Raw genomic sequence first — 22,503 nt, forward strand, 5'->3', positions numbered from 1 at the left:
TATCCGTTTATTGTTTGCTGTAATTCCAAAAAAATAAAATGGAGGAGAATATTAACAGGATGGTGGATGTATTTGTAAAATAAAATTAGATAGTGACTTTCACTAAAGAAGGGAAAAGCCACTATCTTTTATTTTACTTTTTAAAGTAGAACTGCAAAACTGTCTGTTTATTCACACAAACGATTTCGATAATATTCTTAAGGGCAGAATATTATATTTTTTTATAAGATACATCACTTTCAACATATGATATAATTTTTTGAGATAAAATTATCAAAGGGAGAATCGTATTATTTGCTATTGATAAAGCCTCCTTTCGCTCTATATACTTTGGATTGTGTGTGAATGAATTTAGTTTTGTTGCCAATATCTGTTGCTGACCATCTTTATAAAATTGTGCTTTGATTACATTAAGTTCATTCTTAAAAGGTTCTTTTCCACCAAGCAAGGATAACAGTTCATTTTTTTGATTAGCTGTTAATGATGAGTTATTATCTTTAACAATGTCAAGCATATCATTAATCATTAAATTAACTTTTTCACCTAGGCCTCGCCTATCTGAAAGATTTCGACTTACATTATATTTTTTCGTAATGTCCTCTATAAATACTCGGAAAACTAAGCTATACAACAAATAAAAATCATTATAGTTTAAACGTGAAAGTTGTTCTAGTAATGGATTATACCCCATCGGTATTTTTTCCCCTATAAATGAAGACTTAATAACATCGGAAGATTTAAAAAATTCTTCTTCTTCTTCAGTCATAACTATTTGAGTACTTACTTTATCCTTCATTTCTTCTCTTATTTCTTCTTCTATTCTATTTTCTTTTCTTTTAATCTTTTCTTCCCTTGTATTTAGCTGTACTTCTTTTTCCTTCAATTGTAATTCTTGCTTAGCTAACTTATCTTGATTTTTTCTTTTTTCTTCTTGTTCTTTTTTTATTTGATTCGCTAATTCCTCTTGCTTTCTTTTTTCTAGTTCATCAAGTATTTTTTTTCTATCATTTTCTTTTTTCTTTCCAACATCCTTAATTTTTTTCACTTCATTGTTATAAATAATAACTCTTATATAATTAAGTAGGCTTTGAAGTAAAGCAATAAATTCAAACGTAATATCATCTTCTTCAATTAAACCCTCTCTGTTCGATTTATCTTGAAGCTTTGGGTTTTTATCATAGGAAATAGAAACAAAACCTACTGTTTGACCATTAGTTAGAAATGCATTTGCTTTTATTAGTCCTCTTAAAGCATCAATTGAAAGCCAATCGTTTTTCGTTTCTCCGTAAGGATATACTCTAGCGTTATCTCTATATAAATATATTCTATGGTTTTCGATTAATGCCTTTTCTTCGTGAGTTAATCTATAATCTTCAAGGTATTTTTCCCTAGAATTAAAATGAAATGCATAAAATTCAAAATTAAATGGCCCGCATTTTAAGTCTTTAATTTTAAAATTTTCTCTTTCCTCCTCAAAATACCTTTTAAATGCAGGTAATTTCCTAAAAACATTGTCATTAACATTAACTCTATGGTTAATATCATTGGCATAAAATTCAAAAGTCCCTGTTTTATCATCAAAAATTCCGTTTTTGATTGATAGAATACATTTCTTTTCTTGTAAATTTAAGAATTTTTCTAAATCATTTAAAAAAACTTCTTCGTGAATTGTTTTAATTCCATTTAAATAAAATTCAATTTTAAATTCATTAAAATATGAATTTATTTCCTTGTTAGATTGCCAACCATGGATCAGTTTGGTAATTGGTTCTAACCTTGCAAGATCATTGTATATTTCTGTTGCTTTCTTTGCGTTCCAATTTCCATTTAAATTAGTTAATTTAATTATTGTACCTTTTTCTTCAATAAAAGGAATCAAGCTTGTTTCTAAACATTCTTGATTATCATATAAGATATTAAGATCAGACAGTAAATTACTACTATGTTCCTCTTCAGATATGTAATCCTCATCATAATCAGATAAATCAACTTTTGCATGATTCCATAAATTATCTTCAACTTTCTTACTAAACACCTCAACAGACCTCGCCAGTTTAAGCATTGAGTATCTTCCAATACCTTTCTCTCCTTGATAAACTCGACCCAAACTAGTTTTTTCTCCCACTTTCTTTTTTCTTTTCTTATTGTCAGTTCCTGGACTTAACCAATTATTTTTTATTTCATTTTTAGACATTCCTTCTCCATCATCAATTATAAATATTTCGGAAGCATGGCTAGCTTCAAATTCATCGCTAAAATTCTCAAAGAAAATTCTAACCCTTCTTGCATCGGCATCATAAGAATTTTTAACAAGTTCAATTACTGCAGTTTTTTCATCTTTAATTAAATCTTCTCCTAACATTTTTAAAAGTCTAGTATTAGGGTTAATTTTCATTACTTCCGTCATCATAATTTCCTCCCAACAATAATAAATTCCTCTGAGTAAATTTTTCGTCCATTTTTATCTTTACTAAATTTCCCCTGATTATCTCTATAAGGGGTCAATATTTTATTGGAAATTTTTCTTTTAGTAACTTCAATTTCACAAAATCCTGATTCAATCATCGCCAGGGCTAGATGCTCTGCATTCCTGATTTTAACATTTTTATATTCCGTATTACCTATAACGAATATAGCCATCCCATTTTCATTTAAGAGTTTGTAGGTTTTATCTGTAATTTTTTCCATATCTGAATAATATTTTTTTATAGCTTTTATTCTTGATTTTGAATTTCCGTTTTTCATTAATTTTTCTACTATATCATTTCCAATACTATTCAGATTACTTTCTTTATCAATAGATTTTTTATAAATGCTTCCTATTGTACCTTTTCGGAACTCCCTATAATCATCTCCAAAACGGAGCCATATTAGTGACAACTGATGTAAATCAGCATATTCATAAGATGTGACATACGGAGGGCTTGTTACTAACAAATCAACCTTATTAGAACCTTCAATCTCTAAAGAATCAGTTATCCTAATATCAGCATTTCCTTTCTCTTGGATATTAGATTCAGTATTAGCAATATACATTTTATTAAATTGCTTTTCGAAATTATAAAAAGCTGATTTAGTTATTTTATGTGAATCAATAGTTGGCTTTATAGACTTGGTTAACCACCTTGATGTAGGCTTTAATATATTAGAAAAAGCGCACAGAAAAAAATCTTTATACTCATTCTCTAAATTACATACACTATTTATTGCTAGTAATATTGCCTCTAACTCTTTTATTCTTTTTGTCTCAAACCAATATATTATTCGCGAGTTGAAATCTTCCTTTATTCCACTTCTTAAATTTTCATTACTCAATTTAATAATTTTTTCATAATAGTCTTTTAAAATTAATGAATCTAACTTATTACTCTTTACTCTCGCAATTAAAGCAGCTACAGGATTTATATCATAGCCCAAAAAATTATAGCCTTGTTTTAATGATTCATATGCAACAGTCCCACATCCACAAAATATATCCCCAATTGTTTCAATATGTATTTTTTTATTTTCTGCATAATCAATTGCTTTTGTCGTAATAAACGCAGGAAACTTAGCCGGATATGAATGTATTTGGTGTACTTTATCTTCTTTCTCATCTGCAAAATTCCAATATTTATCTATTTTAATACAATCAAAATCTGATATATATCGATATACACTTTCCATCTGATTTCTCCTTAGATATTTAAATTTTTTATATCACTAGTTTCATATTTATAAATTCCAAATATACAATTTATTTAAACAAAGTAAACCACATTCATTATTAATATTTTATTTTTCAATTAATTCACATAATAAGAAGCGAATTCCCATTATAAGCCTTATAATTATTAATAATCTAAACTTTATTCCTTCTCTATTTAATTACAGTTCTCTATGTAAATATACAATTAACTTATTAGTTATTATTGATTCAAATTAGGTTGTTGCACAAAATATATTCAATATCTAAAATTCCACCTTTATACTTATACTTATACTTATACTTATAGTTATATTTTACCATTATTTATTTATATAATCCATTTAAACATATTACAAATTTATTGTCTTTTATAATTTATTAAAACCTTAACTATTGTAACTACTAAGCTAAAGTAATGATGCTAGTTGAAAAGTCATTTTGCTTTTATAAAGAATTTAAATCCCTCAAAAACTATAATAACCCAACAAAAAAATTATCAAAGATACCTAGCATACCTGGTTCACCAGGATAAGAATCATTTTCATTCAATTTTACTAGAAAACTATCACTTGCATATTGTAATACAACAATAAATTTCTGATTGATCTTTTTTATATCGAGATATGATATGGGTAAGTAGAGGAGCACGTGAGAATTAATCCCGTCAAATAAACAGCTCACTCCTCCCTTTTTCCCACATACCTTATATTTCAAATTTAAATTATGGTTCATTTACTTTGTATTTCGTTTCCCATAAAAATATAAATAGTCTTGATTTTTTGAAAACACCCCCTAATAATCTAATGAATACCCTATACAATGATATCACTAAGCAACTCATCTTAATCGAAGTAATTATCAATATAGCTATTTTTAATAGTTACATTTATTCAAACCCTAAACCGCCGAACCAACCCATTCAACTCCTCAGCAAGTCTCGACAACTGCTCCGAACTCCCCGCAACTTCCTCCATAGAGCTATTTGTCTGCTGAACCGATGCCGAGGTTTGTTCAACACCGGCAGCTGCTTCTTGAGAAATAGAGGCAATCTCTTCAATAGACCCCTTCATTTCCTGACTGCTTGCAGTAATATCAACTAAATTTTTAACAACGAGAGTAATATTTCCTGCCATATTAGAGATAGATTGATTAATCTCCTTAAAAGTTTTTCCTGTAGTAACGATTTGATCTGTCCCCTGCTCTACTTCGCTATATCCATCCTTTAATGATTGAACAACTGTACTTGTTTCATTCTGGATATTCGCTACAATATCTGTAATATCTGTGACGGAGACAGCGACCTGTTCGGCAAGCTTTCTCACCTCATCGGCCACAACGCTAAATCCTTTTCCATGCTCACCTGCTCTTGCTGCTTCAATCGCTGCGTTTAATGCCAGCAGGTTGGTCTGGCCCGCAATATCCTTAATAACCGCAACAAGATGGGAGATTTTTTGAGAATGCGTATCTAGTGCTTCCACTTTAGCAACTGCCCCCAGTACAATCTGGTCAATCCTGCTCATTTGTTCTGTGGAGGAGGACATCAGCTTGCTTCCGTTTGTTGTCATTTCAAGCACCATATCGGAATATTGCTGAACACGTCCGCCATTTTCATTTACTTCCTGTACCTTTGTTGTAAAGGTGCCAGTAATATCCGCCAGATTGCTGGCACTGTCTGCCTGTTTTTCAGAGCCTGCAGCCAGCTCCTGCATTGTGATGGCGACCTGTTCGGAGCCAGATTTTACTTCGTTTGCTGCCTGTGTTAATTCTTCACTTTGATTTGTAACTGTCTCAGATACCTCGTTGATCTGTCTGATCAGGTTACGTGTATTATTCGCCATTTCATTGGTAGCATCAACTAATTGCCCGACTTCATCTCTGCTCTGATTCTGCAGGTCATCCTGGCTCAGGTCTCCGCTGGCAATCAGCTTCATCCGCTGCATTACCGCTTTAATTGGTTTTGAAATAACATTTCCAGTAACAAGTGCTGCTGTCATACTTAGAATGAGAATTAAAATCGAAACTGTAACGACAATGATTACAGTGTTTTTTCCGTGATCAATAATTTTTTCCCCGCCCTTATTAATGGCTGCTTCTGAAGCTGCTGCCATCTCCTCATATTCTGCTGTAATACTATCAACCATAAATGAAAGGCCGTTCAGATTCGATATCGCCTGCTCTTCATCGCCACGGTCATATACTTCAAAAACATCGCCGACGATAGCGGTCTGCCACACGTTAGTCGTACGAATTAAATTCTCTAATTCTTGTGAGACGCCAACACTATTTGCTAATTCTTCAAATTCGGCTCCCTGTTCTGTATACGCTTCAAAATCTTCCCTGAAATCGGTATTCCCGGTCAATACATATCCGCGGGCTGCTGCTATCCGGTTGGCCATAGCGGTTTCCAATCCCGTGTTTGCGATTAACATCTGGAGATTGTCTTCAATCATTTTGGTTGTTTCATCATTCATTCTTTTAATCGTGATGGAATTGTAAGCGCCTAAAAAAAGAACTAATAAAATAACAATGGAAAATGCAAAGATAATCTTGCTTTTAATGCTTTTCAGATTAAAAATAGGTTTGATTTTCTTCCTCTTTCTATTTTTGAACATGCTACTTCTTCCTTCCAATTTGATTTACAGTAGATTTTCACTGTTTCTATTCTTAAAAAGACTTTCCTTTTTGAAGCCTGCTTCTCCTGAATGAATTTTATATCCCCTTCAAAAAAAACAGGTAATTTGTCTTGCTATGTAGGTTAATAGGTCCATCTTATATATCGGTATATTTAACTATTTATAAAGGGAATTTTAATAAAAAACGACAGAATTTATGAAATAGATGCATTATTTCCCATTAAATCAAGAATCTGATTCCAGACAAAACACTGCTTTTAAGGTAAGTTGGGTAATGCAAAAAAAGAATCCATTTGATATGAAATAATCAAAATGAATTCCTTTTCTGATTGAAACTCGTATTTGTTTTTATACTACAGCACCGGATTGTTAAATTTTAAAAACTATAAATCCTTATAAGTAATATATCTATTATCATTAAAGTCTTAATACGTTACTATAATTAAATTATAACCCTGGTTATGCAGAAATATCATTGGTTTTTTACTCCTTTTAGAATTCGCAGCGATTTTAAAAACATAATACTCCCATTATCTTATTGACAATCCACAAACAAATCGTTAGAATTTACTTAACAATTAAAAGATTCGAGTGATCATTATGTTAAAGCATACATCCCGACAATTAAATCGTTTCTTTTTTAGCTATTTTTAGATAGCGTCTATAGGCCCTCACGGATATAGATGCCCTATATCTAAGATGGCTGATTGACATGTAAAAATGTTTAACCAGTCCCAGGAGAAATCGAAGCGGCTGGTTTTTTATATTTTCTAGACCATTTACGTTTCTCTCCTTTTTCAGGGCTGAAGCATAAATGGTCTTTTTTATCATCATCGGAGGAGTGAGTATATTGTTAATTGGTTATCAAGGTGTGGAAGGCAGTTACAGTACGATCGCATGCCAAAGGTTTAGCGGGGAAAATAATTATCAGACAAAAGGGTTTCTTACCTTTCGATCATTAGTGGATGCATTGCTCCATGATGAGGTCGACTATATTGCATTGCCAGTAGAAAATTCGACAAGCGGCCCTATTACAAGAACAATTGATTTAATGAAGTATTTAGATGTAACAGTGACGGATGAAATCTATGTGAAAATTGACCATGCACTCATTACAAAGCATCTAATCGAGCTGTCGGAAATCACAAAAGTGTATTCTCATCCAGAAGCACTGGAACAATGCTACACCTATTTAAGTCAGTATCCGCATATCGAGGTCCTTGAACATATGGATACAGCTGGTGCAGTGGAAATGGTTAAACATGCAGAGGATGATACTATCGCTGCCATAGCAGGAAGTCATGCTGCAGAATTATATGGCATGACAGTGCTTCAGGAAAATATCAGCGACAATCCGTTCAACACAACACGCTTCTTATTTTTCAAAAAGAAAAAGCCTATAGTAAATCGTGGACACGATAAAACATCTATTTATATCGAAGTAAATCATAGCACTGGCTCACTCAGCGATATTTTAAACATTTTTAAAAAGCATGATACTAATTTGCTCTACTTAATGTCCCGCCCAATTCAAACGAAGCCGTTCGAATATGGATTCTTTATCGATATTGACAACGGCCTTGGTAACGAAGCACTTCATATGGCATTAAAAGAGTTAAAAGGTATTTGTACATATATAAATATTTTAGGCAGTTACCGTAAAGGTAAAATCCCGGCATACAAAGGAGTCTTACAAAATGAAACAACTTTTAACAGCTAAGAAACACTTATTCACCCGAATTGCAATTGGATTTGGACTCGGAATCCTGTTTGGTATCCTTTTACCCGAATTCTCTATTCAGGTAAAATTCATCGGAGATATCTACTTAAATTTAATCCAGATGATGATTATCCCAATTATTTTTGTAGCAGTCTCTACTGGTATTATTAATATTGGCAGCTCCAGTGATCTCGGCCGGATCGGCTTGAAGAGTATTGTCGTCTTTGTTGCTATGTTTATTACCACAGCAGCAATCAGTTTAGTCATTTCCTACCTGATTCGCCCTGGTCAGAGAATTAATATTGATGCTGTTGGATATGATGGGGAAGTCACCGATCCAAGTTTCGCAGATTTCTTTATGAATATCGTACCTAGTAATCTATTCCAGGCAATTTCGGAAGGGGATATTCTTGCAACCATTTTATTCACGCTTATTTTCTCCGTAGCTATTGTTGTTGTTGGGAAAGAGGCGGATCCAGTCAGAACGTTTATCAACAGCCTGTCCAAGGTCATCTTTAAAATTCTTGATTTCATCATGGAACTGACACCGATTGGGATTATTTCGCTGATGGCATTCGCTGTTGCTGAATATGGTGCCGGTATTTTCTCTGCACTTGGGTTATATATTTTCACAGCATATTTCGCATGTATTATCGTATTTATCCTTGTGATGCTAATTCCAGCTTGGTTGTATAGTAAACGCAGTCCGATTGATTTTATTAAAGGCATTTATAAAGTATGGCTTGTATCTCTATCGACCACAAGCTCTGCTGTTACGATGCCAACAACAATGAGAGTAACCAGAAATGATTTTAAAGTCTCCGAATCTATTACGAACTTTGTTGTACCATTGGGAACGACTATTAATATGGCAGGCGGAGCAGTGTCGTTTAGTCTGCTCGCTGTCTTTGTATCGGACTTTTATGATATTCCGCTCGGTGTCGGCCAAATTATTTACCTCGTCATTATTGCAACGATTTTAAACATGGCAGCACCCGGTATTCCAGGAGGCGGAATTGTGCTCGGAGCATCATTCCTTACACTTCTTAATCTGCCGATTGAATTGATGGGCCCTATCGCAGCCATCTATCGATTACTTGATATGGCTTATACGACTATGAACGTTACCGGTGATGCCGCCGCAGCAGTCCTGATTGATAAATCAGAAGAAAAACGGGCCTTGAAATTAAAAGCCAGGAAATCTTAAAATATGTAGAGGGCGGGGACTTAACAAGCCTAAAATAAAGAAAGAGGAATTTCACATCAAAACTCGATGTGAAATTCCTCTTTTTACTGGTTTTTGTCTTCGTCTCTTTACTGATTGCATCAAGCCTTATAATGTTTAACTACATATCATATTTTTGAAATTTCTCTCCAAGCAAAAAGGATCTGGAATCTTACTTTCAAATCCTTTCCATATTGAGGCTTTGAATTCCTTTATTTTCACATCAAACCCTTATGAATTTTTCAGTGGTAACTAATTATTAATACGTTTGTTAACTTCAATCGTAATGAACTCCGGCAAATAATTAGGAGTACATCCTTTTGATACCATTTCATCTTTGTAAAGACCCGTTTTCTCACCAAGTTTCATACAACGTGCACGATTTTTTTCATCATAAACGCCTATCCAGCCTGCAGTGAAATTCATAGCCCATTGAACTTCCGGTTCTTCCTGCGTAATATTAGCTTCTAATGCAGATAGTAAGTCTGCAGTGTTATCAGGCGGTGTTTTTCCAGTCCATCTCAATCGACCTTGATAATACCAGAAAGCTCGCCTTTGAAGAGCAGAAGGGCTATTTTCCCATGACTCCATCAGTGCAATTGTCTTCTTGGCTTTGGTGAGCTGATTAGCCATTATCCAATCCATTAAGTTATTTCGCTCATCAAATGGGTGAGTCTGCATATCCTTATCAAGCTTATTTAGTACATCTTGTGAAAGAAGTTTTTTGTCCATAATTAAGGTTGCCAATAGTCTGGGCAAAAAATCTCCGGTTGACCAAAGTTCCATAGCTAGTTCGTGATCTTTTTTAATTTCCTTCGCGATTTTTCTTAAGTCGCCCAGCTTCGTTTGACTATTGATCTGAGATAGAATGTTTTCTGCTTTTGCTGAGCGTTTTATTTCTGTGCTTTTATTTTTATGCATTTGAGACAACTCCTTATTCAAGCACTGTTTCATAATATATCATTGGTGGCATATATCTATAACTAAATTTTGTTAAAAGTCTTATTGCACACAATTGTACCATAACACTGTAAAAGGAGTGATTCATTTCGCCATTATTTATGGTACGGTTATCCGCGGTATATCTAAATAAAAATTCTTTCACCGACTTTCAATCCTTGATTTTTATCTCATATTTTCTTCCATAATGTCAACAAACCTTTCTGCAGCTCTATTTAACGGAACATTTTTTAAATAACATATCCCAATACTTCTTTTCGGTATAGGCTCCGTTAAGGTCACTTCATGAAGCAGGCCTTCTCCCAAAAACTCTTCAGAGAATTCTTTTGTAACACAGGCAACACCAAGATTAATCTTTGCAAATTCTAACAACAGCTCATGTGAACCTAACTCAAATTCCGGCTGGATTGTAATACCTTTTGTAAGAAAAAATTCTTCCACATATCTCCGGGAATTGGAATTGTCCAATAAAATAAGCGGAAACTTAACCAATTCTTCCAGATTGGTCGGCTTAGATAATTCTTTTTGATATTTTTCGCCATATACAAACGTATCCTGAATTTCCAATAAAGGCTTAACTTTTAATGACTTGTCATCTACGGGGAGATTACAGACAGCGATATTGACTTCCCCTGCTTTTAAGGCAGCTATAATTTCCCACGTCGTCCCATTGACTATTTTGAATTTAAGATTTGGATATCGATTATGAAATGTTTCTAAATAAGGAAGCAGAAAAAATCGCGAAATGGTATCGCTGACCCCTATTTTAAACTCACCAATGATTAAATTTTTAAATTCTAAAAGCTTTTCTTCCCCAGCTTGTATAAATTGAAGTGCTGAGCTGACATATTCAAACAATAAATTTCCTTCATCCGTCAGCGTTACACCTTTAGACAGCCGATTAAAAAGCCTTGTATCTAATTCCTTCTCTAATTGTGCCATTGATTGACTTATTGCCGGCTGTGACATATATAGCTCTTTTGCCGCTTTGGAAAAGCTTTTGTTTTTACCAACTATATAAAAAAGATAATATAAATCCAATTTACCTATCATATAATCCACCCTTATACCCCATATTAGATATATTGACTTTACTTATATCATTAAAAGCCGTATATTACAAGAGGAGACTATTTGGAATGTTAGTGTATTAGTACGATACTTTTTTAAAAAAGTGAACTTTTTATCAAATATAGCCAGATTGCAAAGAAGGAGCGAATTATTGTGGAAAGAGTTGTAGGAACGATTGCCAGAGGATTGCGTTGTCCCATCATTAATACAGGAGATCGTATTGAAGAAATCGTTGTGGATAGTGTATTAAAAGCATCAGAGATTGAGGGCTTTACCATTCAGGATAAAGATGTTGTAACTGTTACGGAGTCAGTTGTGGCTCGTGCACAAGGCAACTATGCCACCATTGACCACATTGCCAAAGATGTTGAAACCAAATTTGGGGATGATACAGTCGGTGTGATTTTCCCGATCCTTAGCCGTAACCGTTTTTCTGTTTGCCTTAGCGGAATCGCAAAAGGAGCCAAGAAAATCGTGTTAATGCTAAGCTATCCTTCTGATGAAGTAGGCAACCATTTAGTGGATTTAGATACACTTGATGAAAAAGGGATAAACCCTTGGACAGATGTTCTAACAGAAAAGCAATTTCGGGAGCATTTTGGCTACAACAAACATACCTTCACAGGCGTAGATTATATCGATTATTACAAATCCCTGGTTGAAGAATACGGAATAGAATGTGAAGTAATCTTTTCAAATGATTCAAAAACAATTTTGGAATACACAAAGAGTGTACTTTGCTGTGATATTCATTCACGGGAGAGAACGAAAAGAATTTTAAAGGCGAATGGCGGTGAAAAAATTTATAGTCTCGATAATATTCTTTCTGAATCCATTGACGGAAGTGGCTTTAATGACGCTTATGGCTTACTGGGCTCGAATAAAGCAACAGAAATTAGTGTAAAGCTATTCCCGCACAATTGTCAGCCTGTCGTTGATAGCATTCAAGAAATCCTGAAGGAAAAGACAGGTAAAACAGTTGAGGTCATGATTTATGGGGATGGAGCCTTTAAAGATCCTGTAGGAAAGATATGGGAACTGGCAGATCCGGTTGTTTCCCCTGCTTACACAGCTGGATTAGAAGGAACGCCGAATGAAATTAAATTAAAATACTTGGCAGATAATCAATTTGCTGACTTAAAAGGGGAAGAACTCAAAAAAGCCATCTCTAAGTACATTGATGAGAAAGAGGATGACTTAGTCGGAGCGATGGAAGCGCAAGGAACTACTCCACGGAGACTAACGGACCTTATCGGTTCACTGTCTGATTTAACTTCAGGCAGCGGTGATAAAGGGACGCCGATTGTTTTTATTCAAGGGTATTTTGATAATTATACGAAATAAGTGTTACTGGGAAAAATGTATAGGACGAGGGAGAGTATCTCCTTTGTCCTTTTTTATAGGTTGGGTAGAGGAAACCCCACAGCATTCGTAATAGTATATTTTAGACTTCAAAAGCTGTAATTAACTCTAACCCTTCATTTTCTTCTACATCAAATAACATATTTTTTTATGGTGAAAAGCCACATTATTCCATTGAAAAATTCGGCAGCTTTAAAATAAAATTTGATTAAAAATACCAAAAAAACCAGATTTCAAGATAAATAAAAAGAATCCATTTTGAAAAAGATTGAACAAAATGGATTCTTTCCCATAAGTTTATTTTTTATAAAGTAAAGGTAAGCTTATTAAAAGCATAAAAATCCCTAATGCTAAAAAATAAAGTGGCATCGCAAGCACTGTCCCATTATGGAAAACACTCATACCATAGGTTGCAGCACTGACGAGTAAATAATAACCTAAGCTAAATATCGCACCCGCAGAACCAATGACATCTTGAAATTCAATGAGCGCTAAGCTTAAACAGTTTGGTAAAGCCGTTCCTGTGCCAAATAGAATAATAAATATACTAACAATCATGGTTGGCATTTGTAATGAAATCGGTAAAAAGTGTACTAATGTAGCAAGCACTGTACCAATGAACATAATGGCTAACCCGAAAACGATAATCTTCTCAGGTTTTGTGTGGCTGACGAGTCGTTTAGATAGCATCGCACCTGCGATAGAAGCGAGCGCAACGACAATACCTAAAAAACCATACATTGCACTTGTTAGTGTAAAGTATTGCGTGAAAATAAACGGTGCTTCAGTATAATAGCTAAATAATACACCGTTAATACCACCTATTATTACACCATAGCGCCATAGACGGGCATTTGTAACCATACGTTTTACTATTGGCAGCAGCGGCTTCATCTCGATATTAGCTAACGCTGTTTCAGGTAAGCGAAAAAACGTATAGCAAAATACAATAATACTCATAGTTACCAATACAAAAAATATCACTTTAAAGCCAAAATAATAATCCGTAAAGCCACCTATTAACGGGCCTACAGCAGGTGTGAAGGCCATAGCAGCTGAAATTTGAGCGAACAATTTGTGTCGTACAACGCCTGAAAAGCTTTCGCGTAAAATTGTTTGTGTCACGATAGAACCAACACTTGCACCAAATGCTTGAATAAAGCGTGCAACTAATAAAACCACCATTTCACTTGCTATTAAACAAAGTACATTACCAACAAAATATAAAAACAGCCCATAAAGCATTGCCTTGCGCCGGCCGATTTTATCTGATAAACGCCCAAAGAAGAATACCCCGAATGCAAAAGCAATAAAGTACACACTCATCGTAAGCTGTGCATCATTCATAGAAGTTTCAAATGCTTCTGCAATAGAAGGTAATGATGGGCTAAAAATAGTTTCACTAATTTGTGGGAAGCCTACTAATACAATTAATAAGAATAAGCTGGGTGTTTTGTCCCCGATGTTTTTCTTCAATACAATCCTCTCCTAGATAATTATAGGTTTGAAAGAAAAACATCGCAGCTCGGGAATTGGCGGCTTCATGAGCTTAATTTTTTCTAATTCACTCATGAATTCACTTCCTTCTAATTTAAAATACAAAAAAATTGTACCATCAAAGACTAAAACAGTACAACTTTTTTTGAAACTGGTATAACTTTATTGTAAGGTGAATCGCCATGTTATTCTATGTCAATTTTGCAGCCGTTATCAATCTGCATTTGTTCTTTCTTTTCCACAGAATAAGATATACTGGTCTAAGCAATAACGCAGGTTTCTTGTCTTTTCATCATTGACAATTTCAGCAAGCCAATTGAAATATTAATATTACCTTTTTATCCTGTAATAGAAAAACCACATCCTCACTGTCTCCCTCATAGTAAAATAAAATATCCCTAATTCCAAATTAATAGAATTAAGGATTTACTGCTTGAATCAAGCAATTTTATATTTAACTACATATCACATTTCTGAAAAAACCTTATTTACTTATGATAAGGCTCACCGTACCGGTTTGTAGGGTAAAATAACTAGTTGACTTTGCTAAAAACAAAAAATTATACCGCCTGAAATCAGTAATATAAAAACTGATATCAGGCGGTATATATTCTTTTTATGACTTTTTATCGAAAACTTAAAGATCTTGAGTAGATAATGATTCCCTCATTTCTAGTGCATGGAATCGCTTATCCAGAAAATAGTAAAAATTTAACCTTTCGTTCTTAATCCTATCAAAGTCATCTTTATTAATATTTATGATGTATTTTCCGAGTCTAGCATACTCTATTTGACTAGCAAAAGCATATTTCATTTCGTCCCCTGAGAACTTATGATAAGAAAATATAATTCCTGATTTAGTATTGTCAGTTTTACTAATTACACCAAATAGTTTGTCTACCCATATACTTGGAACATTCTTGTCTTCATTTTTGCACTCACATATTAACCGTCTTTCTATTACATCAAGTAATGGAATTTTTATCATTCGTAAATAAGGTTTTATGTAAACCGTTACATCTAACTGATTGGTAAGAGTCTGTTTTGTAATATCAACATTAAAGAAGGAAATAAAAGAAAGGAGGATTCCACTTAATTCTTCTAAAGCATCCCCCTTTTCTTTCGTATCTTCTTCACTTTTTAATGTAGATATGAAACGATTATATGCCTTATCATATTCATCCCAATCTGGTCGAAATATAGCATTATCAATTTCCTCTCTACTATAGGGACTTTCTAAAAAGGTAGAAAGGTTATAGGCTTTATCTTTTAGTTCACTCAATTTTTGAACTGGCTTAATTTGACTATATAACTTTTTTCTGTGTTTTCGCTTTTGACTTTTCGGACTGTTAGGATCAGGATTTTTAATTAATGAAAATGTAATTTGAATATATTCTTCATTATCAAACGGATTAAAAATCATGCCACACTCATGGCACTTAACTCTTTCTGGAATATCGTCAAGGTTATTCACAATTTTTACTAGTGAGTGAGGACAATCAGGACAATATACCTCATAGTTAATTTGGAATAAACTTAACTTAATTGCAGAAATACTAAATAATTCATTTGAAGTATTATAATCAACTTCCATATCCACTGCAAATCGTGCAGGTCTAATATACATTCTTTTTCTCCCTGTTAAAGTCCCTAACCATGTATCAAATCTGTTTATTACCAGCGGATCGAAATCATAATCAAGTAAATGATTCAATGAGGGAAAGTACATGGTCGTACTCCTCCTTTATTAAGTATCGCTTGAATTCAATCTTATAAAAACCAGTATACGCAGCGATTTTGGTTTTTATTCTTGTTACCGTACCTTCATCATTTTCTGCTGGAAGTTCTACCCCGTCATCAAAGTCTTCTTCATCGGTATCTAACTCCCATTCCATATTATCTAAGTCTTCCTGGTTATTCTCTGCTCGCTTAAACCAAACTACCCACAGACTATCTAATAACTTTACTTCGTCTATAGTTTCTCTGGTATCAAAGAAAATATCCGAAGTCTGTATAGGTGTACTTATATGTTGTGATCGGGCATTAATCCTACCACCTCTGTCATCCCTAAAATCAAACATGTTTATATAACCCTTTTTACCATCAACATATTGAGTTATTACATCTTCATCCTGCATTACAAGAGCTCTTTCTAATAACCCAACAATTCTTTCATTTATTTTAATTGGTTCTTCACTACTTTCAAGACCAATTAAATCTGAAATGTCCTCAGTAAATTTGTTAATTACTTCCTCATGTTCTTCAATTTTTGGTTTAAATTGCAATTCAATAAAGTTAGTCAATTCCTTCTCGATATTGTACATAGTATTTCTTACTTGATCGGGAGCACCATCTAAATATTCAATTCCATAATCCTCTTCATATCTTCTCAAGTACTTTTTAGCAAGATAATTAGCAGTTATCGTATTTGAATTTATGTCTTGTGATGCTTTCATTGATGATCTAGATCTTACTCTTAATACTAATATATTATTTATTAAATCTAACTCTGTACAAATATAAGTATTTACAGGATCAAATACAGGTGACTGTTGTTCAAAATAATATGTGTAATTTCTTTCTATATGTCCTATATAAACTTTATTAACAATAGTAGGATCCTGGGTATCTACATCATATTCAAATCTTGCCAAAGACACTCCCTCAGGATTATTTATCCTGTCAATGTTATTGAATGGTGTGATCCCTCTATCCTGAAAATACCTTAGTAAATTATCAGTATCCTTAAATTCTTCTACAGTTTCACCATCTATTTCAATAAAATAATTATGTTTATTTTTCCCGAACCACAATTGCTCTTTAATGAATTCTCTAACTGTCTCTTCCCTCAAATTACCATTTCTAACCGCAATAATAATATTCCTAATAACATTTGCTTTATTTCCTTGGTAATCCACACCATTTTCTTTAGAGAACTTCCTTAAAACAGCAATATTAATATTATCTTGAATGTCCCTTCTAATATTAAAAGGCAAACTTCTCGCCCCCTTTATTAACATATTGTTATTATTCGACAATAACCATAAAAATCCTCTATTTTTTATGTTTAAAAATTAGCCTACTCCTAACACCTGAGGTCGCGGAGATAGGTACCCCGGATACTTGGGTCAGCCCCTTATTCTTTAAAAGCTTTTTACCATTTAATTCCTAAAGGGTCTTTCATTTTCAGAGAGGGTAACTACAATATTTGATTTTTGTATTAAATCATTATCTTGAATTTTTTCTTTTAAAACTGCTACAATGTATTGACATTCTATGGAGTTTACAATATTGATAATCGCCTTTAGAGCTACCTGATCGATAGTTTCTATTACATCATGAACTATAAAGTTGGGTGCCTTTTTCTCTAAATCCTTTGCTAATCGTTGATAGGCTAAATCAAATGCAGCAATAATGGATTTCCTTGTACCTGTACTTAATCCTCTTTTAACGTAATCGATACCAAATGGAAAACCCTTTTCTGTTTTATAGAGCATGAAAGGTTCACCATTAGTTTTTTCACTGTATTGGGAAAAATACTTATTAAAGATAGACAACGAATCTTCTTTAACATCAGCTTCTTTTTCAGTTTTATCTAATTCTTCGACGAGCTCCGCTACACGACCCTCTAATTGATTATAGGTTGATCTAATATTTTTATTACTTCCAAGTTCTTCATTATATTCTGCTAGTTTACTTTGCAACGAAGTGTACTCATCAATTTTATTTTCTTCTATCAACATAATTACATTCTTATGTTTTTCAAACAGTCTATTCTTATCTTTTTCAAGACCACCAATTTTATTATCTACCTTTTCTAACTGGGAACTGAAATATTTTATTTTGTTATGTATAAGTTCATCATTAAACTTCACTAAATCTTCAAATTCCTTATGTAAGTTTCCCATTACTTCAAGAGTTTCATCGTATAAATTTCTTAGAACAACTTTGTCAATGCCATTATTTATTTCATGCTTGGCATCAGTAAGAATATCGTTGATTCTCATTCTTTTAAACAAAAGTTCATCAATTTGATCATTATAGTTTGCGTACTCAATTTTTATTTCAGATATCTTTTCTTCATTTTCTTTAAATTTCCTTGAATTCACTAATATATTCATTTGATTATTTAATTCATCAACAGTCGATTCCAGTAGAGTCACCTTTTGATTAACACTATCTATAGATTTAAAATTATTTAAAGACATAAAGTTTTTTATTTCTTTATTTTTCTCTGCAATTTCTTTTCTCAAATCCAAAATATAATTACTTACTTCCTGATCTTGTAATTCAAAAAGATACGAATAAATATTCTCATAAGTTGCATCATTAGTTCTATGTAAGAATTTAAGAAACTTGTGATTGTCTGCTCGTTGATCTATTCTAACAAACATATTAATTAATTGTCTAAATGTAGGATAGTTAGCCAAATTAGAAAAAAATATCACATTAAGTTGCTGCCAGTAATCATTTTGACTCATTTCTATACCATTAATATATCTTTTACCTCGAGGATAGAGATCCACTGAAAGAATATATTCGCTTGAATTTTTATCGTCGAAAGACTCAACAACTATCAATTCAACATTAACCTTGTTACCAATGATATAGTTTTTTAGTTTCTCATTTGTTTGCTTTGTTTCATCATCAAAATATATATATTTCCTGTCTTTTGCTCCCAAACATATATCTATCAACTTCAAAACAGTGGTTTTCCCAACACTATTTCCTTTTTCCTGATCTTTCCCAGCATCAACAATAAAATTCATTCCTTTAACAAAAGGAATTTCTCTTATAATTTCAAGAGCAGGTTTTGTTTCTTTAATGATCAAACGCTTTATGAACATTGAAGTAATCCCTCCTCACTAATTGAAATTTTGTCGATAAGAAAAAGAAAATCTAATGAGAGCAAATAGATGGTATAGTCCAGTGATTCATTGTACTGCTCTTTTAGAGTTTCGTATAAATCCTCAACGTTATGCTTTTTAGAGGAAATAACCCCCAATATACAAGCAGAGATGTAATATATGGTATCCTTAGGATTTGAATCTCTGTCAATTATCATCATATTAATCATCCTTAGGCACTGGCTTTAGCAGCTTACATTTAGTAAAAGCATAAAACATTATCATATAAATGGCTGAGTCGACTTCTTCATCTAATAACTCGGATTCACTGGTCAATGCACTATACCAAACTTCTTCTTTGAGACGATTAAACACTTGGTTAACTACATAATCACCATCAAGTTTTTCCTTTTCTCTTACTTTTTCAATTTCTAAATAAACCGTCCGAATCTTTTTAACCATTATTGTCTTTTTTAAATAGCCATGTAAAACCTTAGAGACTTCATCATAACCGTCTGAATAATTATCAAAAATTTCTACGTAAAGGTCAACTTTATTGTACTCAAACTTTTCCATCCAATCAGAATTGTTTTGGATAGAATATTCATCATCATAATCGATATCAAGCTCTGCAATTATTTTACAAACATCAAAGATAGCACTTCGCTTTAATATTTTGGGGGTCTGGCTGCTAAAATTATAAGTTGTTAGGGTATTTTCATTACCAACAATTGAAGTTCCATTATCCCCACTCTTAGCACTATTACTTAACGCCATTATTTTCCTCCATTATATTTATTGTTATCTCCTATTATACTAGTTCCATTGTCACCTGAGATTGCTTTTTTACTAGATAACACCTCTTTTTTCGATGAATCCAATGTAATATTTAGTTCCTGTTTCAAATATTGTTCAATTTTTTTATTTTCATCGGATACTTTTTTTGAAAAAACTAACGCAGAAATAGATAGTATTGAAGCAATGATTCCTAATACTATATTTACCGTTTCCATTAATCCACCTCTAATATTAAAATTATCTTCTATTCTATCACAATAGAGATACTTACTTACTTTTCCTTAACACCTTTAATGCAATACCACCTACAGCAACTAATGCAGTTAGACCTGCCGATCCACCATTTTTAATACCTTTACCAATACATTCCTTACAAACGAACCCAAGATTTACGAGATTTGAACAATTTTCTATCTTACACTGTCTATATACATTATTGCAGGATTCACACTCATATTTATTCTGTTCTTTTTCTATAAAGCTCCTTCTTCTTTTACAATATGGACAATTTAATTCAGTCATTATTTATGTCTCCCATTAATAATTGTGTATCAACATCATAAGAAATTTTAATCTCTTCAAATTGTGAAACAAGTCTTTTATGCATGTTTTTAACTTCATTTACTTTAATATCGTTTTTATTTATTTCTTGTAATAAAGTTTTAGGTAGCTTTCTGTTTTTTAGCCTTTCAGCAATATGTAAAAGAGAATTATCATCATTGATACTAATTCCATCAACATTCAGCAAATATATTAACTTAGAAACTAGTTCGGTCGAATAGTAATTTATTTTAGACTCAATCTTCCTAAAATACTTGGAAGCATGATGGTATTCATTAGTTATTTGATAGCAGGTTCCTATAAGACCAAGAGTTTGGAAATATAAATCCAATAGAAAACCATACTCATGCATAAATAATTGGATTTCATCATTATATTTTTTATTATATTCATTTCTATTTTTACTTCCCCATTCCCAAACCTTCAACCCATCTATGAAATTCAGAATAAGTTTATATTCTATTTTTCTACTTAATACTTCTTCAATAGTTTCTTCAATAAAGTCGGATAAAAACATCAAATCTTTAATGCAATCATTAATCCTAACCATTGCATTCTTGTTGGGAAGAGATTCAATGGCTTCTTCAATAACTGAATTTATACTATGCACCTTAGAAACCTTTTCTTTCCATAAAAACTGTCCGAGTTGATCTATTTTTTCATGTATAACATCGAGTTTTTTGGAGATTTCAGCCATTTGTAGTTGCCCAGATATGCTAGCAATGTTTCTTGAAATATTAGAGAGTGTGGATGGCTTATTATTCTTGATAAGTTCTTCTGTTGTCATCTCATTAAGTTGAGCCTTCCCAACAAATTTACCTGTCTTAGCATTTCTAACCTCTAGGGATCCTTTTTTAATAGAAAGGTTTCCGTTATCAATTCCATTTTGAAACTCTGGTTTTATGGTTATTTTCCATAAATCATCTATTTTATCTTTGTTTAAAGAAAAATCGTTATTGTTAATACTTTCTTGAATAATTTTATTTACAGAATCTATTAACTCTGAAGGAACTGATACATCATTACCTTTACTTTTTGAATCACTATAGGTTAACTCACCGCCTACAGTGTTGATAATGCTTGGGGTATTTTCCAAATCACACACTCCCTCTTTAAGTGTCTAATATTTACAGAAGCAAATTTCCTCTTTATTGTTTCTTACTCAGGCACATACATCTTCTGCAAAGGCAATAACGCCCTAACATCATTCGGCATATTCTCATACCACTTCACAACCAAATCTACTAATTCCTCCAAATCTACCAACCTAACAGAATTATGTCTAGCAACCGCTTCTGCTTGTGATGTAAAACCACCGGTTGAAACAAATAAACTATTAGCATCAATCGGATTTGCTCCTAATAATTGCTGAATCTCTGGTGCGGATGCAGAAGACTTACGATGCTTTACCTGAACTTTAATAATAGGCTTTTCAAACCCAAAGGCATCTTTATAAGCTAATACATCAACACCACCGTCAGGGCCCTTTGGACTTACCCGTACATTGTAGTCCATCGCTTGCAAAAGTCCCCCAACTAGTTCTTGCATTTGCCATGGGTCAAGTTTATCAACTTTGTCTTGTACCATTACCAGTGCCTTATTAACCAAGTCTTCTATTATTTCGCTTTCTTCAGCTTCATCTGTTTCCTCTGGTTCAACAAAGGGGTACTCTAATAATCTTTCAATCTCACTTCCCCAATCATCTACACGAAACACTGTTAATACCGAACCTAAACTATTCTTTGCTGCTTGTGATAGTGTGTCTCTAATAACTGTAGTTTCTTCCCATTCCACCCTTATATTATTTGGGTATGCGGGATCACCTATTGACTCATTATAAAAATGAACTTCAGTTACGGTTCCAACCAGATATTCTCTAGTTTCTTTAAAATAAGTGATAACTTTATCGTCCTTCTTTATTTCTCTGCTGAAACGCCAAACCTGGTTAATCCAGCTTTTTCTAGTATTTGGTTTACTATCAACAAATACAGTATTTGCTTTAGTTAACATTTCTTCCTTTGAACGATATTGTTTAGGATCACCCAATTTCGGCCATCCAATGGAAGCAATACCTTTGTCCTTCCATATTGGAATTAATTCATTGTTATCTCCCGCACGGATCATCCACCATCTTTTCATCG

General features: G+C 33.0%; 18 protein-coding genes. 3 read left to right on the forward strand and 15 right to left on the reverse strand.

All coding sequences use genetic code 11. From position 1 onward, the window contains the following. Positions 1–211: 211 nt before the first annotated feature. From MKY30_RS05490 to MKY30_RS05500, 3 genes are all read right to left on the reverse strand, one after another. Entirely contained in the window at positions 212–2,410 is a 2,199-nt protein-coding gene (locus MKY30_RS05490; RefSeq protein ID WP_341083009.1) for an ATP-binding protein, read from the reverse strand. Then, on the reverse strand, positions 2,407–3,666 hold the full coding sequence (locus MKY30_RS05495; RefSeq protein ID WP_341083010.1) for a DNA methyltransferase: 1,260 nt from the start codon (positions 3,664–3,666) through the stop codon (positions 2,407–2,409). The genes MKY30_RS05490 and MKY30_RS05495 overlap by 4 nt, the downstream gene beginning before the upstream one ends. Before the next feature lie 912 nt (positions 3,667–4,578). Next, positions 4,579–6,300, reverse strand: a complete 1,722-nt coding sequence (locus MKY30_RS05500) for a methyl-accepting chemotaxis protein (protein ID WP_341083011.1) — start codon at positions 6,298–6,300, stop codon at positions 4,579–4,581. 871 nt (positions 6,301–7,171) lie between these two features. Here MKY30_RS05500 and MKY30_RS05505 point away from each other — a divergent pair. Together MKY30_RS05505 and MKY30_RS05510 are read left to right on the forward strand one after the other, a co-directional pair. Then, positions 7,172–8,041 carry a prephenate dehydratase gene (locus MKY30_RS05505; RefSeq protein ID WP_341083012.1) on the forward strand — a complete coding sequence of 290 codons (870 nt, stop codon included), beginning with the start codon at positions 7,172–7,174 and terminating at the stop codon, positions 8,039–8,041. Next, complete coding sequence (locus tag MKY30_RS05510; protein WP_147212646.1) at positions 8,019–9,248, forward strand: dicarboxylate/amino acid:cation symporter; 1,230 nt, start codon at positions 8,019–8,021, stop codon at positions 9,246–9,248. Before MKY30_RS05505 ends, MKY30_RS05510 begins: the two co-directional genes overlap by 23 nt. Positions 9,249–9,518: 270 nt before the next feature. On the opposite strand, the gene MKY30_RS05515 is transcribed toward MKY30_RS05510, so the two are convergent. Continuing rightward, the gene (locus MKY30_RS05515; protein ID WP_341083014.1) at positions 9,519–10,187 is read right to left on the reverse strand and encodes a DNA alkylation repair protein; all 669 of its coding nucleotides are present in this window, start codon (positions 10,185–10,187) and stop codon (positions 9,519–9,521) included. A 204-nt stretch (positions 10,188–10,391) separates the two neighbouring features. Further along, positions 10,392–11,279 (reverse strand): LysR family transcriptional regulator, encoded by an 888-nt coding sequence (locus MKY30_RS05520; RefSeq protein WP_341083016.1) that lies wholly within the window; start codon positions 11,277–11,279, stop codon positions 10,392–10,394. A 171-nt stretch (positions 11,280–11,450) separates the two neighbouring features. Between MKY30_RS05520 and MKY30_RS05525 the strand changes: the two genes are divergently transcribed. Then, entirely contained in the window at positions 11,451–12,641 is a 1,191-nt protein-coding gene (locus MKY30_RS05525) for a coenzyme F420-0:L-glutamate ligase (protein WP_341083018.1), read from the forward strand. A gap of 315 nt (positions 12,642–12,956) precedes the next feature. Here the strand turns inward: MKY30_RS05525 and MKY30_RS05530 are convergent, their stop codons facing one another. From MKY30_RS05530 to MKY30_RS05570, 10 genes are all read right to left on the reverse strand, one after another. Then, complete coding sequence (locus tag MKY30_RS05530; RefSeq protein ID WP_341083019.1) at positions 12,957–14,135, reverse strand: multidrug effflux MFS transporter; 1,179 nt, start codon at positions 14,133–14,135, stop codon at positions 12,957–12,959. Positions 14,136–14,793: 658 nt separating this feature from the next. Continuing rightward, positions 14,794–15,885 carry a hypothetical protein gene (locus MKY30_RS05535; RefSeq protein WP_341083020.1) on the reverse strand — a complete coding sequence of 364 codons (1,092 nt, stop codon included), beginning with the start codon at positions 15,883–15,885 and terminating at the stop codon, positions 14,794–14,796. Further along, entirely contained in the window at positions 15,854–17,152 is a 1,299-nt protein-coding gene (locus MKY30_RS05540) for a hypothetical protein (RefSeq protein ID WP_341083021.1), read from the reverse strand. Before MKY30_RS05540 ends, MKY30_RS05535 begins: the two co-directional genes overlap by 32 nt. A gap of 165 nt (positions 17,153–17,317) precedes the next feature. Continuing rightward, entirely contained in the window at positions 17,318–19,003 is a 1,686-nt protein-coding gene (locus MKY30_RS05545) for a hypothetical protein (RefSeq protein WP_341083023.1), read from the reverse strand. Then, on the reverse strand, positions 18,994–19,233 hold the full coding sequence (locus MKY30_RS24100) for an ABC-three component system middle component 6 (protein WP_445667711.1): 240 nt from the start codon (positions 19,231–19,233) through the stop codon (positions 18,994–18,996). The genes MKY30_RS05545 and MKY30_RS24100 overlap by 10 nt, the downstream gene beginning before the upstream one ends. Beyond that, the gene (locus tag MKY30_RS05550) at positions 19,226–19,780 is read right to left on the reverse strand and encodes a hypothetical protein (RefSeq protein WP_341083024.1); all 555 of its coding nucleotides are present in this window, start codon (positions 19,778–19,780) and stop codon (positions 19,226–19,228) included. The genes MKY30_RS24100 and MKY30_RS05550 overlap by 8 nt, the downstream gene beginning before the upstream one ends. Continuing rightward, positions 19,780–20,016, reverse strand: a complete 237-nt coding sequence (locus tag MKY30_RS05555) for a hypothetical protein (RefSeq protein WP_341083026.1) — start codon at positions 20,014–20,016, stop codon at positions 19,780–19,782. Before MKY30_RS05555 ends, MKY30_RS05550 begins: the two co-directional genes overlap by 1 nt. A 52-nt stretch (positions 20,017–20,068) precedes the next feature. Beyond that, positions 20,069–20,323, reverse strand: a complete 255-nt coding sequence (locus tag MKY30_RS05560; protein ID WP_341083028.1) for a hypothetical protein — start codon at positions 20,321–20,323, stop codon at positions 20,069–20,071. After that, complete coding sequence (locus tag MKY30_RS05565; RefSeq protein WP_341083030.1) at positions 20,316–21,458, reverse strand: hypothetical protein; 1,143 nt, start codon at positions 21,456–21,458, stop codon at positions 20,316–20,318. The genes MKY30_RS05560 and MKY30_RS05565 overlap by 8 nt, the downstream gene beginning before the upstream one ends. A gap of 62 nt (positions 21,459–21,520) precedes the next feature. After that, the gene (locus MKY30_RS05570; protein ID WP_341083031.1) at positions 21,521–22,501 is read right to left on the reverse strand and encodes a restriction endonuclease; all 981 of its coding nucleotides are present in this window, start codon (positions 22,499–22,501) and stop codon (positions 21,521–21,523) included. Positions 22,502–22,503 lie beyond the last annotated feature (2 nt).

This window comes from Oceanobacillus sp. FSL W8-0428 (assembly GCF_038004405.1).
Classification (GTDB): Bacteria; Bacillota; Bacilli; order Bacillales; family Amphibacillaceae; genus Oceanobacillus; species Oceanobacillus sojae.

Coding starts and splice junctions, on each gene's coding strand:
- MKY30_RS05490 (WP_341083009.1), bottom strand. CDS start 2,410: ATGATGACGGAAGTAATGAAAATTAACCCTAATACTAGACTTTTAAAA.
- MKY30_RS05495 (WP_341083010.1), bottom strand. CDS start 3,666: ATGGAAAGTGTATATCGATATATATCAGATTTTGATTGTATTAAAATA.
- MKY30_RS05500 (WP_341083011.1), bottom strand. CDS start 6,300: ATGTTCAAAAATAGAAAGAGGAAGAAAATCAAACCTATTTTTAATCTG.
- MKY30_RS05510 (WP_147212646.1), top strand. CDS start 8,019: ATGAAACAACTTTTAACAGCTAAGAAACACTTATTCACCCGAATTGCA.
- MKY30_RS05515 (WP_341083014.1), bottom strand. CDS start 10,187: ATGCATAAAAATAAAAGCACAGAAATAAAACGCTCAGCAAAAGCAGAA.
- MKY30_RS05520 (WP_341083016.1), bottom strand. CDS start 11,279: ATGATAGGTAAATTGGATTTATATTATCTTTTTTATATAGTTGGTAAA.
- MKY30_RS05535 (WP_341083020.1), bottom strand. CDS start 15,885: ATGTACTTTCCCTCATTGAATCATTTACTTGATTATGATTTCGATCCG.
- MKY30_RS05545 (WP_341083023.1), bottom strand. CDS start 19,003: ATGTTCATAAAGCGTTTGATCATTAAAGAAACAAAACCTGCTCTTGAA.
- MKY30_RS24100 (WP_445667711.1), bottom strand. CDS start 19,233: ATGATTAATATGATGATAATTGACAGAGATTCAAATCCTAAGGATACC.
- MKY30_RS05550 (WP_341083024.1), bottom strand. CDS start 19,780: ATGGCGTTAAGTAATAGTGCTAAGAGTGGGGATAATGGAACTTCAATT.
- MKY30_RS05555 (WP_341083026.1), bottom strand. CDS start 20,016: ATGGAAACGGTAAATATAGTATTAGGAATCATTGCTTCAATACTATCT.
- MKY30_RS05560 (WP_341083028.1), bottom strand. CDS start 20,323: ATGACTGAATTAAATTGTCCATATTGTAAAAGAAGAAGGAGCTTTATA.
- MKY30_RS05570 (WP_341083031.1), bottom strand. CDS start 22,501: ATGAAAAGATGGTGGATGATCCGTGCGGGAGATAACAATGAATTAATT.